This is a genomic window from Abyssisolibacter fermentans (assembly GCF_001559865.1).
Lineage (GTDB): Bacteria > Bacillota > Clostridia > Tissierellales > MCWD3 > Abyssisolibacter > Abyssisolibacter fermentans.
In genome coordinates, this window is the sequence record NZ_LOHE01000029.1 from 19,707 (window position 1) to 42,655 (window position 22,949).

The following is a 22,949-nucleotide window of genomic DNA, read 5'->3' on the forward strand; positions in this document are numbered from 1 at the left end:
ATACAGTTCTATCTGATAATAACCTAGAAACAAATAGTTTTGAAAAGTAAAACTAAAGATAGGAGGTTTAAGTATGGTAAGAGAAGAGAATCACTCAAAAAAGATGTTGGCAGCCTCTGAACATTTTAAAGAAAAAAGATATTGGCTTGATAAACTAAGTGGAGAAATTAACAAGACAATAATCCCATATAGTAAAGGATTTAATAATAAAAAATATCAATTGCATACAATTGAGTTTAATTTACCAGAAACAATTTCTTCAAAATTACTTAAAATCAGCAATCAATCAGATCAAAGACTTCATATAATATTAACTACTGGGCTAACTATTCTACTTAACTTATATCTTGAAAATGATGATATTATTTTTGGAACACCCATATATAGACAAGATTTTGAAGGAGAGATTATCAACAAAATGCTACCTATTAGAACTAAGGTAGATGTAAATACAACATTTAAAGAGTTATTATTTTCTGTAAGACAAACAATAATTGAAGCAATGGAAAATCAAAATTATCCAGTAGAAACACTAATAAGTCAATTGGATATTAGCGGTACAAAAAATAACGAAATGCTTTGTCATATAGTAATGCTTCTTGAAAATTTACAGGATATAAACTATGTAAAAGATATAAATCCAGATATTATAATAGCTTTTTTAAGAGAAGATACAAATATAAAAGTAAGTTTTCATTATAATACATCTATTTATGAAAAATATATCATTGAAGGGTTAATGAGCTACTTAAATAGAGTTTATCAACAAATAATTGAAAACACCAGCATAACAATAAAAAATATAGATATTATCTCAGCAGCTGAAAGAAATAAGCTAATATATTCATTTAATAATACCAAAATAGATTATCCAAAGAATGCAGTTATCCACAAATTATTTGAAGAACAAGTAGAAAAAACACCTGATAACATAGCAGTTGTTTATAAAAACAAGAGTATAAATTATAGTGAATTAAATCAAAAAGCAAATCAATTAGCTAGACTATTGAGAGAGAAAAATGTAGGACGAAATTCTATAGTAGGAATGATGTTTGATAGATCAATTGAAATGATAATAGGTATAATGGCAATTTTAAAGGCTGGAGGAGCTTATTTGCCAATAGCAATGAGTTATCCTAAAAATAGAAGAAAGTACATGATAGAAGATAGTGGTATAGATATAATAATTACTCAAAGAGACATATTGCACAATTATAGATTATATGAAGATTTTAAATATGAAAATATTATAGCTATTGATGATGAAGGATTATTAAAAGGAGATATGCATAACTTAGAAAACATAAATGCTCCGAATGATTTAATATATATAATTTATACATCTGGTACAACTGGAAATCCAAAAGGTGTTATGGTAAAACATAAAAATGTGAATAGTTTAGTTACAGGCTTAAATAATAATATCTATGATAAATATGATGGCAATTTTAAGGTTGGTTTAATTGCTCCATACAGTTTTGATGCATCAGTGCAACAAATTTTCCCAGCACTATTAGGTGGACACAGCCTACATATAGCATCTGAAGAGGAAAGGACAGATGGTATAAGATTATTGCAATTTTATGAAGAACAAGAAATAGATATTTCTGATGGTACACCTTCTCATATTCGTATGATAAATGAAGTGCTTAATGTTAAGAAAAGCTTTAAGCTTAATATTAAGCAGTGGATTATAGGTGGAGAAGCATTATCATATCGTATGGCAAAGAATTTATTAGAAAAATTATTACTAAGTGATACATTTATAACTAATATATATGGAGTAACAGAATGTTGTGTAGATTCAACTTCATATGATATATCTCTTCAAGATAAATATGATTTTGAACGTACTCCAATTGGAACAGCTATGAAAAATCAAAAAATATATATTTTAAATAAAAGTAATGAATTATCACCTATTGGAGCAGTAGGAGAATTGTGTATTGCAGGGGATAATGTAACAGGCGGATATTTGAATAAACCGGAGCTCACATCTGAAAAATTTATAAATAGTCCATTTACAGCAGGAGAAAAAATATATAAAACAGGAGACTTAGCAAGATGGCGAATAGATGGTAATATAGATTTTATTGGAAGAATTGACCATCAGGTTAAAATCAGAGGATATAGAATAGAACTGGGAGAAATAGAAAATCAATTAAAAAGATACCAAACAGTTAAAGATGTGATAGTAGCAGTTAAAGAAGATCAATCTGGTGATAATTATCTATGTGGATATTTAGTAATAGAAGGTGAAATTAATGTTCAGGAAATAGTAGAATTTTTAGACAAAAACTTACCTGAATATATGATTCCAAAACATTTTGTTAAAATAGATAAAATACCTCTTACATCTAATGGCAAGACTGATATAAAAGCATTACTCAAATTAAAAGAAAGTATGGAATTTGAGGCAATCTATGAAGCACCTAAAAATGATACTGAAGAAACCCTCGTTGATATTTGGAAAGAAATATTAAATATTGACAAAGATATAGGAGTAAATGATAATTTCTTTAGCCTAGGAGGACATTCTTTAAAAGCAACTATGATGGTAGCGCAGATATATAAAAGGCTAAAAATAGAAATGCCTTTAGTTGAGATATTCAAAAGACCAACAATAAAGGATATATCAGAGTTTATTAGAAAATCTGATAAAAGCATTTATACATCAATCAAAGATTTTACGGGAGAAGCAAAAGACGAAGGATATTCCCTAAAAGTAAATTGTTATCCACTATCATCTGCTCAAAAAAGAATATATGCTTTGAGTAATATCGAGGGAAATACAAACTATAATATGCCTATGGCTTTAAAAATAGAAGGAAATTTAGAAAAGAGCAAACTTGAAGAAATATTTAATAAGTTGGTAAGCAGACATGAATCTTTGAGAAGTAGTTTTGAAATGATTGATGGAGAGCTGGTTCAAATAATAAATGATAAAGTTCATTTTGCATTAGATTTCATGGAAAGAGATGAAAATGAAATTGACGAAGTTGTTGATGAATTTATACAGCAATTTGATTTAAGAAAAGCGCCCCTTATTCGAGGAATCTTGATTAAAGTAGATGAAGATGCACATTTATTGTTATTAGATATGCATCATATTATTTCAGATGGAGTATCAAGTGAAATATTAGTTAAAGAATTTATTAAGCTTTATAATGGACAGGAATTACCTAAGCTTAATATTCAGTATAAAGATTATGTGCTATGGCAAAATAAATTACTTAAATCAGGACAAATAGAAAAACAAAAGAAATATTGGTTGGATATTTTTAGTAAAGAAATTCCTGAATTTACAATAGGAGATTATGCAAGGCCAACAGTTAAGAGTTATGAAGGAGATAGTAGAAATTATCATATAGATGAAAAATTAACTCTTAGGTTAAGAGAAATATGCAAAGAAACAGGAAGCACTATGTATATGTTGTTTCTTTCAGCATTTAATGTACTGTTATCAAGATATAGTGGACAAGATGATATAGTAGTAGGAAGTCCGATAGCAGGAAGAAATCATGGAGATTTAGATAACATTATAGGAGTGTTTGTAAATACTTTAGCTATGAGAAATTTTCCAGAGGGTCATAAAACCTTCAGAGAATTTTTAAAAGAAGTAAAAACAAATGCTCTAAACGCATATGAAAATCAAGACTATCAATTTGAAGAATTATTAGAAAATCTAGATATAAAAAGAGACATCAGCAGGAACCCGCTGTTTGATGTTATGTTCAAAATGCAGGATATGGTAATATCAGAAATACATTTAGACAATTTAACTATTAATCCGTATACAGTAAAAGATAACGTATCAAAATTTGATATGGTATTTACAGCTACAGAATCAAAAAGAGACATTAATATTAATGTAGGGTACTGTGTTAAGATATTTAAAAGTGAAACAATAGATAGATTATTAAAACACTATGAGAACATATTAAAAGAGATAGTTGAGAATTTAGATGTAAAGATTAGAGATATAGAAATATTAACAGAAGAAGAGAAAAACAGACTTCTCTATGACTTCAATAATACAAAAGTAGATTATCCTAAGGATAAAACAATACATGAATTATTTGAAGAACAGGTAAACAAAACACCAGAGGCAGTAGCTGTTGTATGTAAAGATAGAGCACTGACATATAGTCAGTTAAATGAGAAGGCAAATAAATTAGCTAGATTATTAAGAAAGAAAAATGTCAGTAGAAATTCTATAGTAGGATTAATGTTTAATAAATCAATTGAAATGATTGTAGGTATAATAGCTGTTTTAAAAGCTGGAGGAGCTTATTTACCTATAGCTGTTGATTGTCCTGAAAATAGAAGACAATATATGATAGAGGATAGTGGTATAGATATATTACTTACTCAAAGACATATTGTGGAAAATTGCTCATTTCATGAAAAACTTGAATATGACAATATCATAGCAATTGACGATAAAGAACAATTAACAGAAGATGCTTCAAATTTAGAAAACATTAATAGTCCAGATGATTTAATCTATGTCATTTATACATCTGGTACAACAGGAAATCCAAAAGGCGTTATGGTAGAACATAAAAATGTCAATAGTTTGGTGACAGGTTTAAATAATATTATTTATAACAACTATAATGACAAACTAAGAATTGGTTTAGTTGCACCTTATAGTTTTGATGCATCAGTAAAACAAATTTTTATAACCCTATTAGGTGGACATAGTTTATATATAGCATCTGAAAAAGAAAGTGCAGATGGTATGAAACTACTACAATTCTACGAAGAGCACAAATTAGATATTTCTGATGGTACACCTTCTCATATTCGTTTGATGAATGAAGTACTTAATATTAAAAGAAACTTTAAACTTAATATCAAACGATGGATTATAGGTGGAGAGGCATTATCGTATAATCTAGCCAAGAGTTTTCTAGACAAGTTATCATTAAGAGATACTATTATAACCAATATATATGGAGTAACAGAATGTTGTGTAGATTCGACTTCATATGATATATCCCTTGATAATGAGTATGATTTTGAAAACACTCCGATTGGAAAAGTTATGACGAATCAGAAAGTATATATATTTAATAAAAACAATGAATTATTACCTATTGGAGCAGTGGGAGAATTATGTATTTCAGGGGATAATGTAACAAGAGGTTATTTAAATAAACCTAAGCTTACAGCTGAGAAATTTATAGATAACCCATTCGTTCCAGGAAAAAAAATATATAAATCAGGAGACTTAGCAAGATGGAACAAGGATGGTAATATACAATATATTGGTAGAATAGATCATCAGGTAAAAATCAGAGGACATAGGATAGAACTAGGTGAGATCGAAAATCAATTAAAAAGATACCCAGCTGTTAAAGATGTTATAGTAGCTGTTAAAGAAGATAAATCAGGAGATAATTATTTATGTGGATATTTAGTAATAGATGGTGAAATTAAGGTTGAAGAAATAATAGAATTTTTAGACAAAACCTTACCTGAATATATGATTCCAAGACATTTTGTTAAAATAGATAAAATACCTATTACATCTAATGGTAAGACTGATATCAAAGCATTACTCAAATTAAAAGAAAGCGTAGAATTTGAAACAATATATGAAGCACCTAAAAATGCTACTGAAGAAATTATTGAAGAAATCTGGAAAGATGTATTAGTTATTGATGAAAACATAGGAGTAAATGACAATTTCTTTAATTTAGGAGGACACTCATTAAAAGCAACAAAAATAGTAGCAAAGATATATAATAGATTAAATATTGAGGTATCTTTGGGGGAGATATTTAGGAGACCAACTATAAGAGAGATATCAGATTTTATAAGAGAATCAGATAAAAACATGAATACATCAGCGGAAGAATTAAAGAAAAAAGTAAAAGAATTCGAAAAAAGGGTACAAGAATTTGAGAAAAGAGTACAAGAATATGAGGAAAAAGTAAAAAATACAAAATTATGCACAGAAGAAAATTATTATCCGTTATCATCTGCTCAAAAAAGAATATATGCTTTAAGCGAAAATACAAATTATAATATGCCCTTAGCTTTAAAAATAGAAGGGTCTATAGATAAGAAAAAAATGGAAGATGTATTCAAAAAGCTAGTAAGTAGACATGAATCTCTTAGAACAAGTTTTGATATGATTGATGGAGAGCTTGTGCAAATAATCAATGAAAAAGTAAATTTTGAGTTAAACTATATGGAAAAAAGTGAAAATGAAATTGATGGAGTTATAAAGGGATTTATACAGCAATTTGATTTAACAAAAGCACCACTTTTTAGAGGAAGCTTGATTAAAATAAATAAAGATGTATATATATTATTATTAGATTTTCACCACATTATTTCAGATGGAGTATCTAGTACGATTTTAGTTGAAGAATTTATTAAGCTTTATGAAGGAGAAGAATTACCAAGTCTTAATATTCAATATAAAGATTATGTATTATGGCAAAAGAAATTGTTCGAATCGGGAAAGATAGAAGAACAAAAAAAATACTGGCTGGAGATTTTTAAAGAAGAAGCACCAACATTAATGATTGGAGATTATCAAAGACCAGCAGTTAAGAGTTATGAGGGAGATATAAAAGAATATTATTTGAATGAAGAACTAACATTAAAATTAAGAAAAATGTGCCAAAAAACGGGAAGTACTATGTATATGCTACTCCTTTCAGTATTTAATGTATTATTGTCAAAATATAGTGGAGAAGATGATATAGTAGTGGGAAGTCCCATAGCAGGAAGAACACATGCAGATTTAGATAATATAGTAGGAATGTTTGTAAATACTGTTACAATGAGGAATTATCCGAAGGGCAAAAAGACCTTTAGAGAATTTTTAAATGAAGTAAAGATAAATTCTATAGGTGCGTTTAAAAACCAAGATTATCAGTTTGAGGAATTAGTAGATAATTTAAATATAAAAAGAGACGTTAGTAGAAATCCTTTATTTGATGTAATGTTTACAATACAAAATATAGAGATGTCAGAAAAGCATTTAGACAATATAACTATTAGTTCCTATGCAGTAGAGGATAGTATGTCAAAATTCGACTTAGACTTAACAGTTATAGAGACTGAAAAGAGAATTAATTTAAGTATAGAGTATTGTACTAAGATATTTAAAAGTGGAACAATAGATAGATTATTTATACATTATGAAAATATATTAAAGGAAGTAGTTGAGAATTCTGATGTAAAGATCAGAGATATAGAAATATTAACAGAAAATGAGAAAAAACTGCTTCTTCATGACTTTAATAATACAAAAGCAGATTTTCCAAAGAATATAACAATACATGAACTATTTGAAAATCAGGTAGAGGTGACTCCAAATAACATTGCAGTGACATTTGAAGATAAGGAAATAACTTATCGAGAGTTAAATGAAAAAGCAAATCAATTAGCGAGATTATTGAGGAAAAAAAGTACCTCAAATGATACTATCGTATCGATTATGGTTGATCGTTCAATAGAAATGATAATAGCAATATTAGGAACTTTGAAGGCAGGAATGGTGTATATGCCTATAGACCCTGCTTATCCAACAGGTAGAAGAAAATATATATATGAAGACAGTAAAACAGAAATATTAATAACACAGAAGCATTTATTGTTAGAAGACAGCATTGAACCTGATTTCTTTACAACAGATAACATTGTGCTTGCTGATGATGAAAGTATTTATACAGGAGAAAGCACTAATTTAGTAAATACTAAAAAAGCAGATGATTTAATTTATATATTATACACATCAGGAACAACAGGCAGTCCAAAGGGAGTAATGGTCAAACATAGTAATATAGTAAATTATGTACATGCTTTCTTAAAAGAGTTTAAAGTAAATGAAAATAGTAAAGTATTACAGCAGGCAAGCAACACCTTTGATGTATTCGTAGAAGAAGTGTATCCAACTTTATTAAGTGGCGGATGTGTTGTTATTGCCGCAGTAGATGAAATAAAAGATATATTGCGTTTAACACAGCTAATAAGAATAAAAAATATTTCTCTAATTTCATGCTCACCACTATTGCTTAACGAAATAAATCAATTACCAATATTACCAAGTGTAAAAACTTATATTAGTGGAGGAGATGTATTAAAAAGTAATTATATATCCAATATTATAAAAACGGCAAATGTATATAATACTTATGGTCCTACAGAAGCAACAGTATGTTGTAGTTACTATAAGTGTACAGGTGAAGACATAATAAATGTACCAATAGGCAAACCAATATCAAACTATAAAGTTTATATATTTGATGAGAGTATGAATTTATTACCTATAGGAATACCTGGAGAACTATGTGTTACTGGAGAAGGAGTAACAAAGGGTTATTTGAATTTACCAGAGCTTACTAATGAAAAATATGTGGAGAATCCATTTAATTCTACAGAAACAATGTATAAAACAGGTGATTTAGCGAGATGGCTTCCAGACGGGAATATAGAATTTTTAGGAAGAATAGATAATCAAGTAAAAATAAGGGGATACAGAATAGAATTAAAGGAAATAGAAAACAGATTATTAGAGTATGAAAAAATTAATAATGCTGTAGTAATAATAAAAGAAGATAGTATAGGAGATAAACAGCTATATTCATATATTGTTTCTGATGAAGATATAACTTCCCAAGAAGTTAAAGAATATCTAAAAGAATATTTGCCTAAATATATGATACCTTTATATATTATCAAAATAGATGAAATGCCTGTTACTACTAATGGTAAGATCGACTATAAAACACTTGAAAAACTAGATAACAGCTCTATAATTAAAACAGCTTACCAAGCACCATCTACAAAAACTGAAGAAATTTTGGTGCAGATTTGGAAAGAGGTACTTTCAATAGATGAAAAAATAGGTGTAAAAGATAATTTCTTTGAATTAGGTGGACATTCACTGAGAACAATGAATTTGTGTCTAAAGATTAATAATATCTTTAATATAGAAGTTAAGTTAACAGATATATATAATTTTGAGAATATAGCAGAAATGGCTCAGTATATTGATAGTAGGATAGAAAGAAAGAACAATATTTTATACGAGGAAAAATCTAATTATACAAAGAATTCTTCAAAAGGATATAAATGCTATCCATTATCATCTGCTCAAAAAAGAATGTATGCTTTAAATGAAGATACAAATTACAATATGCCTATGGCTATAAAAATAGAAGGAGCTATAAAAAAGACAAATATTGAACAAATATTGAACAAGCTAATAGATAGACATGAATCTCTGAGAACTAGCTTTGAAATAATTGATGGAGAGGTTATGCAAGTAATCAATGAAAAATCAAACTTTACTTTAAATTATATTGAAAAAGATGAAAATGAGATTGATGAAGCAATCAATGAATTTGTACAAAAGTTTGATTTAAGAGAAGCACCACTTTTTAGAGGAACCTTGATTAAAGTAGCTGAAGACATACATGTATTAGTATTAGATTTACATCATATTATTTCTGATGGAGTATCAAGTGAAATTTTAGTTAGAGAATTTTTTGAGTTTTATAATGGACAGGAATTACCAAAACTTAATATTCAATATAAAGATTATGTATTATATCAAGAAAAATTAATTAAATCAGGAAAAATTGAAGAGCAAAAGAAATATTGGCTAGATGTTTTTAGTAAAGAAATTCCTACATTAACAATGGGAGATTATCAAAGACCACTAGTTAAAAGCTTTGAAGGAGACTCTGTAGATTACTGCTTAGATATAAAACTAGCCACGAAGTTAAGGAGAATATGTAAGGAAACAGGAAGTACTATGTATATGCTATTACTTTCTGCCTTCAACGTACTGCTATCAAGATATAGTATGCAAGAGGATATAGTAGTAGGAAGTCCGATAGCAGGAAGAACTCATGAAGATTTAAACAATATAGTAGGAATGTTTGTAAATACTCTGGCAATGAGAAATCATCCACAGGGTCATAAAACATTTAGAGAATTTTTAAATGAAGTAAAAATAAACGCTCTAAATGCTTATGAAAATCAGGATTATCAGTTTGAAGAACTAGTAGAAAGTCTAAATATAGAAAGAGATATTAGTAGAAATCCATTATTTGATGTAATGTTTGTAATGCAGAACATGGAAATGGCAGAAGTAGAGCTAGAAAACTTAACTATTAAACCTTATGAAGTGGAGAATAATATAGCAAAGTTTGATATGACATTGACAACTATAGAAGAAAAGAGTGATATTTATTTAAATATAGCTTATTGTACTGAGATATTTAAAAAAGAAACTATTAATAGATTATTAAAACATTATGAAAACATATTAATAGAAATATCACAAAATTTAGATGTAAAACTTACAGATATAGAAATATTAACAGAACAAGAGAAAAACATGCTTCTTTATGACTTCAATAATACAAAAGTAGATTATCCAAAGGATAAGACAATACATGAATTATTTGAAGAACAGGCAAAGAAAACACCAGAAAAAATAGCAGTTGTATATAAAAATGAAAAACTAACATATAGAGAATTAAATGAGAAAGCTAACAGCTTAGCAAGAAAGCTAAGAGATAAAGGTGTAAAAGCAGATACTATAGTAGCAATAATGGTAGAAAAATCGCTAGAAATGATTATAGGTGTGCTAGGAATACTTAAAGCTGGTGGAGCGTATATGCCAATTGATCCAAACTATCCAGATGATAGGATAAAGATTATGTTGGAAGATAGTAGAACTAATATTTTACTGCTCCAAAGTAAGTTTAGAGATATTGTTAAGTTCGAAAGAGAAATAATAGAGTTAGATGATTCAAATATATATATAGCTGATAGTGAAAATTTAAATAACATAAACCAATCAAACGATTTAGCATATATAATATATACCTCCGGTACTACAGGAAAACCTAAAGGAGTAATGATTGAAAATAAAAGTGTTATAAGATTGGTAAGGAATTTGAATTATGTGGAATTTACAGAGAATGATCGAATTATGCAAACAGGTTCAATCGTATTTGATGCAATAACATTTGAGATGTGGGGTTCATTATTAAATGGATTAAGTTTGTATTTAATAGATAAAGAAGAATTGTTAGATGCTAACAAATTAGAGAATGAGATTATAAAAAATAAAATAACAATAGCATTTTTAACTACTTCATTATTTAATCAGTTGGCAAACACAAGACCAGATATATTTAAAGAGTTAAAATATCTACTGGTTGGAGGAGATGTTTTAGACCCTAAATATACCAATCTAGTCATAGATAAATGTAAAAACATAAAAATAATCAATGGATATGGTCCAACAGAGAATACAACATTTTCAACTTATTTTGAGATAAAAGATTATGAAGACAACATACCAATTGGAAAACCTTTAAATAATTCTACGGCGTATATAATGTCAAAGAATAACTTGCAGCCTGTTGGAATAGCTGGTGAATTATGTGTAGGAGGAGAAGGCTTAGCTAGAGGATATTTAAATAGGTCTAAGCTTACAGCTGAAAAATTTATAGACAATCCATTTGTACAAGGAGAAAGAATATACAAAACAGGAGATTTAGCAAAATGGTTACCTGATGGAAATATAGAATTTTTAGGAAGAATAGACCATCAAGTCAAAATCAGAGGATATAGGATAGAGCTCGGGGAGATTGAAAATCAATTAAGAAAGCATCCGTCTGTCAAAGAAACAGTAGTAGCTGTTAGAAAGGATAAAACAGGAGATAGTTACTTATGTGGATATGTAGTAATGGATGAAGAGATTAATGTACAGGAAATAGTGAATTTCTTGAACAAATATTTGCCTGAATATATGATACCAAAACATTTTGTTCAAATAGAAAAGATGCCACTTACACCTAATGGTAAAGTTGATGTGAAAGCATTATTAAAATTAAAAGAAAGTGTTGAATTTGAGGTAATATATGAAGCTCCTAGTAATGCAACTGAAGAAACCTTAGTTCAAATATGGAAAGAAGTATTAAATATTGACAGAAATATAGGGGTAAATGATAATTTCTTTAGCTTAGGAGGTCATTCATTAAAAGCAACTACAATGGTAGCACAAATTTTTAAGAAATTAAAAGTAGAAATGCCTTTAGTTGAAATATTTACGAGACCAACAATAAGAGAAATAGCAGAGTTTATAAGAACAGCTGATAAAAACATTTATACTTCAATAAAAGATTATAGCCAAGAATTTAAAGACATAAAGTATTCTTCAAAAGGATATAAATGCTATCCATTATCATCTGCTCAGAAAAGAATGTATGCTTTGAACAATATAGAAGATAATACTAGCTACAATATACCTATGGCATTAAAAATAGAAGGAGATTTACAAAAGACTAAAATTGAAGAGATATTCAATAAATTAATAGAAAGACATGAATCTCTGAGAACTAGCTTTGAAATAATTGATGGAGAGGTTATGCAAATAATCAATGAAAACTCAAACTTTACTTTAAATTATATTGAAAAAGATGAAGCTGAAATTGATGAAATAATTAATGAATTTGTACAAAAGTTTGATTTAAGAGAAGCACCACTTTTAAGAGGAAGCTTAATTAAAGTTGATGAAAATGTACATGTATTATTATTAGATTTACATCATATTATTTCTGATGGAGTATCAAATGAAATTTTTGTCAAAGAATTTATTGAGTTTTATAATGGCAAGGAATTACCAAAACTTGATGTTCAATATATAGATTATGTGTTATGGCAAAAAAAATTACTTGAATCAGGAAAGATAGAAAAGCAAAAGAAATATTGGCTTGAAGTTTTCGGTAAAGAAATTCCTGAATTATTAATTGGAGATTATCAAAGACCAATGGTTAAAAGTTCTCAAGGAGATACCATAGGATATTACTTAGATGAGGAATTAGCAGGAAAATTAAGAGAAATATGCAGAGAAACAGGAAGTACTATGTATATGTTACTTTTATCAGCATTTAATATATTGTTATCAAGATACAGCATGCAGGATGATATAGTTGTGGGAACTCCGATTGCAGGAAGAAATCATGGAGATTTAAACAGCATTGTAGGAATGTTTGTAAATACTCTAGCTATGAGAAATTATCCAGAGGCGAATAAAACCTTTAGAAAGTTTTTAATGGAAGTAAAAACAAATGCTCTTAATGCTTACGAAAATCAGGATTATCAGTTTGAAGAACTAGTAGAAAGTCTTAATATAGAAAGGAACATCAGCAGAAATCCATTATTTGATGTAATGTTCACAATGCAGAACATGGAGATGTCAGAAGTAAAATTAGAGGACTTAACTATTAATCCTTATGTAGTAAAGAATAACGTATCTAAATTTGATATGGATTTAACAGCTGTAGAGACAAAGAAAGGTATTGATTTAAGTATAGGTTATTGTACTAAGATATTTAAAAGAGAAACAATATATAAATTATTTAAACACTATGAAAATATATTAAAAGCAGTAGTACAAAACCTAGACATAGAGCTTAGAGACATAGAAATATTAACAGAAAAAGAGAAAGATAGGCTTCTTTATGATTTCAATAGTACAAAAGTAGATTATCCAAAGAATAAGACAATACATGAATTGTTTGAAGAACAGGTGAAAAAAACACCAGAAGCAGTGGCAGTAGTATGTAAAGACAAGGTACTAACATATAAACAGTTAAATGAGCAAGCAAATAGATTAGCTAGATTATTGAGAAAGAAAAATGTTAGTAGAAATTCAATAGTAGGATTAATGCTTGATAGATCAATTGAAATGATTATAGGTATAATGGCTGTTATAAAAGCGGGAGGAGCTTATTTACCTATAACTGTAAATTCTCCGGAGCAAAGAATATTATATATGATAGATGATAGTCATATGAATATATTGCTTACTCAAAGTCATATTACGAAGAGTAGTATGATAAATGAAAAGCTTGAAGGTAAAAATATCATTAATATTGATGAGAAAGAGCTCTTTACAGGAGATGAATCAAATTTAGAAAATATTAACGATGAGAAAGATTTAATATATGTGATTTATACGTCTGGTACAACAGGAAATCCTAAGGGTGTTATGGTAGAACATAGAAATGTTAATAGCTTGGTTACAGGCTTAAACAATATTATTTATGACAAATATAAAGGTAAATTAAAGGTTGGTTTAATTGCTTCATATAGTTTTGATGCCTCAGTGCAGCAGATTTTTTCAGCACTACTTGGTGGACATAGCCTGCATATAGCATCTGAAGAAGAATACTCAGATGGTGTAAAGCTGCTACAATTTTATAAAGAACAAGGCATAAATATATCTGATGGTACACCTTCTCGTATTCGTTTGTTAAATGAAGTAATTGATACAGAAAAAAGTTTTAGGCTTAATATGAAACGATGGATTATAGGAGGAGAAGAATTATCATATAATCTGGCAAAGAAATTTTTAGGAAAATTATCACTCAAAGATGTGTATATAACCAATATATATGGAGTAACAGAATGTTGTGTAGATTCAACTTCATATGATATATCTCTTAAAAAAGAATATAATTTTGAACGTACTCCGATTGGAACAACTATGAAAAATCAAAGAATATATATACTAAATAAGAATAATAACTTACTACCTATTGGAGCAGTTGGAGAATTATGTATTGCTGGAGATAATGTGACAAGGGGATATTTAAATCAACCTAAGCTTACAGATGTGAAATTTATGGACAACCCATTTGTACAAGGAGAAAGAATGTACAAAACAGGAGATTTAGCAAAATGGCTACCTGATGGAAATATAGAGTTTTTAGGAAGATTAGATCATCAGGTAAAAGTCAGAGGATATAGGATAGAGCTAGGCGAAATTGAAAACAGCCTACTTAGACATCAAAACATAAAAGAAGTAGTAGTAATAGTAAAAGAATACAAAGATGGAACAAAATATTTATGCAGTTATTTTACAGCTGAAAAAGAATTAAATATAGCTAAAATAAGAGAATATTTATTAAATCAATTACCTGAATATATGATTCCAACATATATTCTACAGCTAGAGAATATACCATTAAACAACAATGGTAAAGTGGATAGGGAAGCATTACCTAAACCAAATGAAATCTTTAACTTAGGCAAAGATTATATAGCTCCTCGAAATGATATAGAAAAGAAATTAGCAGAAATATGGAGTGAAACACTCGAAATCGAAAAAATTGGAATCAATGATAATTTCTTCGATTTAGGAGGAAATTCTTTGAAATTAGCAATAGTTTATACAGAGATATTTAATGAGTTCGAAATTAAAGTACCAATCATTGATTTACTAAGAAATTCTACAATAAAAAATATTAGTGAATACATTAATAGAAAAACTAATGAATATATAGACGAAGAATTCTTAGTTTTACTAAATGATGAGAAGCCTAAGAATATATTCTGTTTTCCAGACATTGTTGGAAGTTCGCTAGTTTACAGAGAGTTTTCAAACCATATGAATAAATATTCTATATATGCTTTTGATTATATTGATGATAAAGATATTATTAATAAATATGTCGAAAAAGTAATTGAAAAACAACCAGAAGGACCATATATATTATTAGGATATTCAGCAGGGGGAACTCTTGCATTTGAAGTAGCTAAAGAGCTTCAAAGACTTAAATATAAGGTGTCAGATATTATTTTGATAGATTCATATATGTTAACTAATACTCAATATTTTATGGCAGAGAATATTATAGAATTTGAAGAAGAATGCGCTGTTTATGTAGATGAATATTTCAATGATATAGAAAGTCCAAAGATTAAAATGGGTGATTTAAAAAATAAAATGTATGAAAGGATTAAAAGCTATTATACCTACATTGGGGGGGTTACCTATGATGGAAAGGTACAGGCTAATATACATTTAGTAATGAGTGATAATACAGAAAAAGTTGAAGAAATACTTAAATGGAATAAGATGACATCTACAGGATTCAAAGTATATCAGGGATATGGAACTCATACAAAAATGCTAACAGCAGATTTTGTGAAAAAAAATTCAGATCTAATAAATGACATATTGAACAGCTAAAATCAATAACTATATCCAATAGCACATATTTACTATAATATGTGCTGTTGGAAACATAGAAATTAAACCCTGATTAATCTGGGTTAAATATTAAAAATGGAGGAGCATTATGCAAAAACAACGTAGCTTATTCCAAAATATTAAGAGATTAATTAAAATTTATAACCAGAAGTTGCTTTTATCATCAATAGTTTTTATAGTTTTATCTTTATCAGCTGTAGAAGTTATATTTTCCATATTATTAAAATCGTTCTTAGATGAATCTGTTGTTTCAGGTGACAAGAGTTATTTTTATTACAGATTGTATTTGGTTTTATTAGTATTGTTTGTACAATTGATATTGAGATACTTAAACACTAGACTAACAGGTAAATGGACTGAAAGAGGAATATTAACGCTTAGAAAAAAAGCTGTACAAAAACTATGCTATTTACCTATTTCTGAGCTGGAAAATAAACATTCTAGTAAGTATATATCAAGAATGACAAATGATATAAAAGCTATAGAGAAATTCACTAAACAAGTAATGATTAGATTGCTTTCCATACCATTAACACTTGTGTGTGTAATAATACTCTTATTTTACTTGAGTTGGCAGTTAACATTAGTAACAATTATAGAGATACCTATATTATTTTTCGGAACATCTTTACTGAATAAACCAATTTTAAAATTGAGTAAAGAATTATATGGTAAATTAGATAAGATTAGTTTAATAAGTCAAGATACAATTTTAGGAATGGAAATTGCACATGTTTTCAATATATTATCAAAACTAAATAAAAGATATTCAGATACAGTAGATGACACTATTAGAATACAGAAAAAACTTGCGAAAAGAAAATCAATAATAGAAGGTTTTTCGTTAATTGTAAGGATATCTCCTTTTGTAATATCTGTTGGTTTTGGTAGTTATCTGGTTATTAATGATGAATTATCTGTAGGAGGACTTTTGGTATTTATGTACCTGTTAAATAATCTAACATTTCCTGTTGGAGCACTTCCAGGTTTGATATCAGAAGCTAATACTTGTATAGCCGCTTTTAATAGAATATGTGAAATATTAGATTCAAGAACTGAAAATTACGATCATAAATTAATAAATGTAAATTTAGATTGTGAAGAAGTAATTACATTTAAAAATGTTAGTTTTTCCTACAATGATGAAAAAAAGAAAATTCTTGATAACGTTTCTTTTAGTGTAAAAAAAGGTGAAAGTATAGGCTTAGTTGGACCAAGTGGAAGTGGTAAAAGCTCAATATTAAAGCTGATACAAGGTTATTATGAAAATTACGAAGGAACAATCAAAGTATTTGGTATTGATATTAGAAGTTGGAATAAGAAGCAGCTAAATCAGCTTATTTCTTTGGTATCACAAGATACTTATCTTTTCCCATATAGTTTAAAAGAAAATATTGGTTATGGTAAAATAAACGCTACAGATGAAGAAATAATTAATGCTTCAAAGATGGCAAATGCGAATGACTTTATAGTAGATTTTCCTGCAGAATATGATACAAATGCTGGAGAGATAGGAGGAAAATTATCAGGAGGTCAAAGACAAAGAATTTCAATAGCACGAGCTATTTTAAAAAATGCTCCTTTATTACTCTTAGATGAGGTGACTTCGGCATTAGATGTAGAATCACAAACATTAGTTCAAGAAGCATTAGATGATTTCATTAAAAAAAGAACAGCAATTTCAGTTACTCATAGATACGACACAATAAAAAATACGACAAAAATATTTGTAATAGATGATAGTAGAATTGTTGAAGAAGGAAATCACAAAGAATTATTAAGCAAAGATGGCTTATATAAAAAATTGTATGAAGAAATGACAAATGTTCAAGAAGAGCTATTAGTAGGAGGTGTTGAATAATGAAAAGGGTTAATCAATTGCATCTTTTTAAATATATGAAAAAATTACTACCAATTTATATTATAGCTGTGTTGTTCTTAAGCATTATAGATTTATTGATTCAAATTTTTCTAGCAATTCTTTTCAGAGATATGTTTAATTCATTAGCAATGAAAAACCTCGCAAAACTATTTAGCTCTATAAAATATTATAGTCTGATTTTTGTTGTATTAGCAGCCCTATTACCTATTTTTGAATACATGCTGAGATATTCAGCTGCGTATACAACTGGTAATATACGTAAAGCATTATTTGAGAATATAACTAGATTACAAGTAAATGTACTTAGAGAAAAGCATAGTGGAGACTTAATTTCTATTCTAACCAATGATATTTCAACTTTAGAAGGAGCATATTCAAGACTTTTTGTAACTTTTATAAAAGAAATAATATGTGGGATAGGCTCTATAGTGTTTATGGCTATTTTAGATTGGAGGTTGGCGGTTGCTTCTATTGTACTTGGGTTAATTGCACTACTGTTTAATACAGTTTATGGAATAAAAATAAGAAAAATAAGCAGTGATTTGCAAAAACATTTAGGTAAGTTTACACAAGTACTGTCTGATTTATTAACAGGAATACATGTAATTAGAAGCTTTAATATTACAGATAAGATGCTTACTAAGTGCAATAAAGTTAATGAAGAAGTATGCTCTCTGGGAATGAAAAGGGTAAAAAATGCATCTGTTCTTTCAATAGCAAACTTTTTAACCTTTGCAGGAGGAGTTCTAGGCATATTAATAGTAGGTGCATATTTAACAAAAAATGAATTCATTACAGTAGGAGATATGATTGCATCTATACAACTACAATTTGGAGTAAGTTCTCTTTTTAACTTCATGACTACATATATTACACAAATACAAGGTTCACTAGCGGCAGCGGATAGAGTATTTGAAGTTATAAATTCACAAAAAAATAGTAAAATTTATTCAAATAATATAGAAGAAGAAATTATAGAACCACTAAGAAAAGATAATATAATAACTTTTAGTAAGGTTAAATTTAAATATGACAATAAAGAAGAGATTTTTGATGATTTGAATTTTTCGGTAAAGAAAGGAAGTACAAGCGTTATTGTTGGAAAAAGTGGTGCTGGGAAAAGTACAATCTTCAATTTATTACTCGGTTTTTATAAGCCTGATAGTGGAGAGATAATAATTGATGGAAAATCAATAAGTAAGCTTAATCCAGCAGAGGTAGTAAAAAAAATATCCTATGTATCACAAAATACATATCTTTTTTCTGGAACTATAGCTGAGAATATTGGATATGGGCTTGATGGGTGTACAATAGAGCAGATAGTCGAGGCAGCAAAAATAGCAAATGCACACAATTTTATTACTCAACTTGATAAAGGATACTCAACAGTTGTAGGTGAGAAAGGTTCGTTTCTTTCTGGAGGTCAGAGACAACGGATTGCAATTGCAAGAGCGGTTTTAAAAAATGCACCTATACTATTGCTGGATGAAGCAACATCAGCTTTAGATGTTGAAGCGGAGAAATTGGTTCAAGTAGCAATAAATAAATTAATGATTGGAAAAACAACATTAATAATTACACATAAGCTTTCGTCTGTAAATAAATTTGATAATATATTAGGAATAGATAATAAAAAAATATACAATGTAACAGAAAATTATGTAGTTAAAGCTTAATTTGATTTAGTATTCTTTAATAATATACTGTTCAAGCATTTGAGAAAAATAAAGTTTGGTTAACATATGTTAAATTTAACTTCATCTTATAAAGGAGTGTATAATTATGAATAAGAAAATAGATTGTTTGTTTATTGGACATAATGAAATGAAATTTGTAGAATATGAAAAGATGATAAGAACTATGGGTGAACACTCATGTTCATACAGAGACCTAAATTTAAACTTTATAAGACATAATAACAAAATACTAACAGCATCTGAGGCTTTCAATGAATTTCATCAAACTTATGTGCCAAATGATGAATCTTTCAAACCTGTTTTTTTAGGAGATACATTTAGCCTTACAATCGCTTATCTTGGAACATTTCTTAAGAAAAGAGGTTTTAGTTTTGACTATGTAAATTCATTTCAATATGAGAAGGAAGCTCTTATTCAAAAACTAGAAAATAATGACTTTCTTACTATAGCAATTCCGACTACGTTATATGTTACAGTATTTCCTATACTTGAGATTATTTCTTTTGTAAGAAAATACAATAAAACTGCAAAAATAATAATAGGCGGACCATTTATAGCAACACAAATGAATATACAAGATGATATGACTATTCAATATTTATTTAATTCAATGGATGCTGATTTTTATATAAAAAATTCACAAGGAGAGCAAACTTTGGCGAACTTGCTATATGCACTTAAGAACAATCTATCTGTTGAGGATATTAACAACATTACATATAGAAGTTCAGATAAATATATAACAAATCCAGAAGTTCCTGAAAATAATATATTAGAAGAAAATCCGATAGAATGGGACTTTTTTAAAGACAGAATTGATAAGTTCGTATCAATTAGAACTTCCATCTCTTGTCCTTTTTCATGTACTTTCTGTGGTTTTCCACAGCATGCTGGAAAATATCAGACAGCTGATATTAAGTTTATAGAAAACGAGTTAAATATGCTTAATAGTATAGGAAGCATTACTAGTGTGAATTTTATCGATGACACATTTAATGTTCCAGTAAAAAGATTTAAAGAAATATTAAGAATGATGATTAAGAACAAATATAAATTCAAATGGAATTCTCACTTTAGATGTCAATTTGCTGATGAGGAGACTATTCATTTAATGAAAGAGAGTGGATGTGAGGGAGTTTTCTTAGGAATAGAGTCAGGAAATCAACAAATTTTACAAAATATGAACAAAGCAGCAAAATTAGCTGATTATCGTAAAGGACTTGAATTATTGAGAAAGTATGATATAACAACATATGCTTCGTTTATAATAGGATTTCCCGGGGAAACTAGAGAAACAGTTAAAGATACTATTGAATTTATTGAAGAAAATAAGCCAACATTTTTTAGAACTCAATTATGGTATTGTGATCCAATAACACCTATATGGAAACAAAGAGAAAAATATAACATTCAAGGATCACAGTTTGAGTGGTCTCATGCAACTATGGATTCTCATACAGCATGTAATATAATTGATGAAATATTCTTTAATGTTAAAAATTCTATGTGGATTCCACAAACAAATTTTGAATTTGAGGGTATTTTCAACTTAATTCATAGAGGAATGAGTTTAGATCAGGTAAAAGGATTCTTAGAAGCGTTTAATTTAGGTATGAAAGAAAAACTGTTAAATAAAGGACATGGAGAAATAAGCTATGATGTTATCAACAAATTCAAGAGAGTTTTTGATAATTCCTATGCAAGTGAATTAGAAGCTTTAGAGAACAAATCAGATAATACGAAGAAGATTTATGCAGATTTTGAATTCTAGATATATCAATCTCCTTCCTAAGTTATAATAATCAAAATGCAAGGGTTTATTCCCTTGTATTTTGTTTTAGGTAAGTATTAATACTATGCAAATTGATACTGAATTTTAAATTATTTAATACACTTTTACTAATCAAAAGAATCATGATAAAATTCAATTAGGGAATAGGATTGAATTATAAGATACGAGGTGAAATAACTTGGAAAATGTATATCAAACAATAAAAAGAGATAAGCAAATATGGAAATTTTGCTTTTATGGATTGTTAAAGAATCTTAAGTTTTTTGAACCTTATTTATTAATTTACCTATTGGGTATGGGGATGAGTTTTTTTAAAATAGGTATTTTATATGCAATAAGGGAAATAGTGACCTATATATTTGAGATTCCATCAGGTATATTTGCAGATAATTACGGTAAGAAAAAAGAATTAATGACTTGCTTTGCATTTTACATAATTTCTTTTATATTTTTCTTTATAGGAACAGATATATATATTCTAATTTTGGCAATGATATTCTTTGGTTTAGGAGAAGCATTCAGATCTGGAACACATAAAGCAATGATATATTCCTATTTGGAACAGAAGAATTGGTTTGAGTACAAAACCTTTGTCTATGGAAGAACTAGATCTTTTTCATTAATAGGCTCATCTATATCTGCTTTTATATCAATAATATTTATATTAAATGTACCTTCTACTAGGTGGATATTTTTAATATGTATTGTTCCATATATTCTAGACTTTTTACTAATATCGTCATATCCTGCTACTTTAGATGAAAGAAGAGAAAGCGAGCTAAGCTTTAAGAATTTTTTTGAAGCTAGTATTAGACATATAAAAAGTATAGCTTCAAATAAATTGCTTGAAAAAATATTAATAAGCTCTTCATTATATGATGGAATTTTCAAAACAATAAAGGACTATATACAGCCTATATTAAAAGCTACTATAATTGCAGTCACTGTCTCAAGTCTTCAGGGGATAAATGCAGATTCAAAAGTGAAAATATACTTGGGAGTAATTTATGGTATTTTTTACATATTTAGTTCGGTAGCTTCTAAAAATGTTTACAGATTGAATAGGGTTTTTGATTCTGGTAAATGGATGAGTATATTCTTTGACATTATGGCGATTCTTTCAATTGCATTATTTATTGCTATAAAAAATAACGTTACAATAATAGTAATTGCTATATTCTTCTTATTATATATTCTAAAGGATGCAAGAAGACCTCTTTTTGTAGATGTTTGTGGAGATTATATGAATAAAACAGAAAGAGCTACAGTTCTTTCTGTGGATAGTCAATTAAGAGCTTTATTTACAATAATATTTGCACCAGTATTTGGATTTATCGCCGATAATTATTCTTTAGAAGTTCTATTTTTGATTATAGGTGTATTTATTATTATTGCGAATAGATTTTTATATATTTCTAAGGATAGGTTAGAAGAGGTATAGTTACTAAAGAATAAAAAAGGGATGTCTCAAAATGGTGAATTTCTGCGTTGTTAAAATATTTCACGACTAATCACGTACTAAAGTACGCT

5 protein-coding genes are annotated in these 22,949 nt (G+C 28.1%); all 5 read left to right on the top strand.

All coding sequences use genetic code 11. From position 1 onward, the window contains the following. The first annotated feature begins 73 nt into the window (after positions 1 to 73). The 5 genes from AYC61_RS01945 (at position 74) to AYC61_RS01965 (ending at position 22,860) form a co-directional block, all read left to right on the top strand. Positions 74 to 16,027, top strand: a complete 15,954-nt coding sequence (locus AYC61_RS01945) for a non-ribosomal peptide synthetase (protein ID WP_066496038.1) — start codon at positions 74 to 76, stop codon at positions 16,025 to 16,027. Between the two features lie 109 nt (positions 16,028 to 16,136). Continuing rightward, positions 16,137 to 17,909: an ABC transporter ATP-binding protein gene (locus AYC61_RS01950; RefSeq protein ID WP_066496040.1), complete on the top strand. Its 1,773-nt coding sequence runs from the start codon at positions 16,137 to 16,139 to the stop codon at positions 17,907 to 17,909. Next, a complete protein-coding gene (locus tag AYC61_RS01955) occupies positions 17,909 to 19,606 on the top strand; it encodes an ABC transporter ATP-binding protein (RefSeq protein ID WP_066496042.1) in 1,698 nt (565 codons plus the stop codon). The genes AYC61_RS01950 and AYC61_RS01955 overlap by 1 nt, the downstream gene beginning before the upstream one ends. A 106-nt stretch (positions 19,607 to 19,712) precedes the next feature. Further along, the gene (locus AYC61_RS01960; RefSeq protein WP_066496044.1) at positions 19,713 to 21,398 is read left to right on the top strand and encodes a PhpK family radical SAM P-methyltransferase; all 1,686 of its coding nucleotides are present in this window, start codon (positions 19,713 to 19,715) and stop codon (positions 21,396 to 21,398) included. A 199-nt stretch (positions 21,399 to 21,597) separates the two neighbouring features. Then, positions 21,598 to 22,860: an MFS transporter gene (locus AYC61_RS01965; RefSeq protein WP_066496053.1), complete on the top strand. Its 1,263-nt coding sequence runs from the start codon at positions 21,598 to 21,600 to the stop codon at positions 22,858 to 22,860. Positions 22,861 to 22,949 lie beyond the last annotated feature (89 nt).

What these genes read in the sequence shown, in the direction of transcription:
- AYC61_RS01945 (WP_066496038.1), top strand. Translation starts at nt 74, where the DNA reads ATGGTAAGAGAAGAGAATCACTCAAAAAAGATGTTGGCAGCCTCTGAA.
- AYC61_RS01950 (WP_066496040.1), top strand. Translation starts at nt 16,137, where the DNA reads ATGCAAAAACAACGTAGCTTATTCCAAAATATTAAGAGATTAATTAAA.
- AYC61_RS01955 (WP_066496042.1), top strand. Translation starts at nt 17,909, where the DNA reads ATGAAAAGGGTTAATCAATTGCATCTTTTTAAATATATGAAAAAATTA.
- AYC61_RS01960 (WP_066496044.1), top strand. Translation starts at nt 19,713, where the DNA reads ATGAATAAGAAAATAGATTGTTTGTTTATTGGACATAATGAAATGAAA.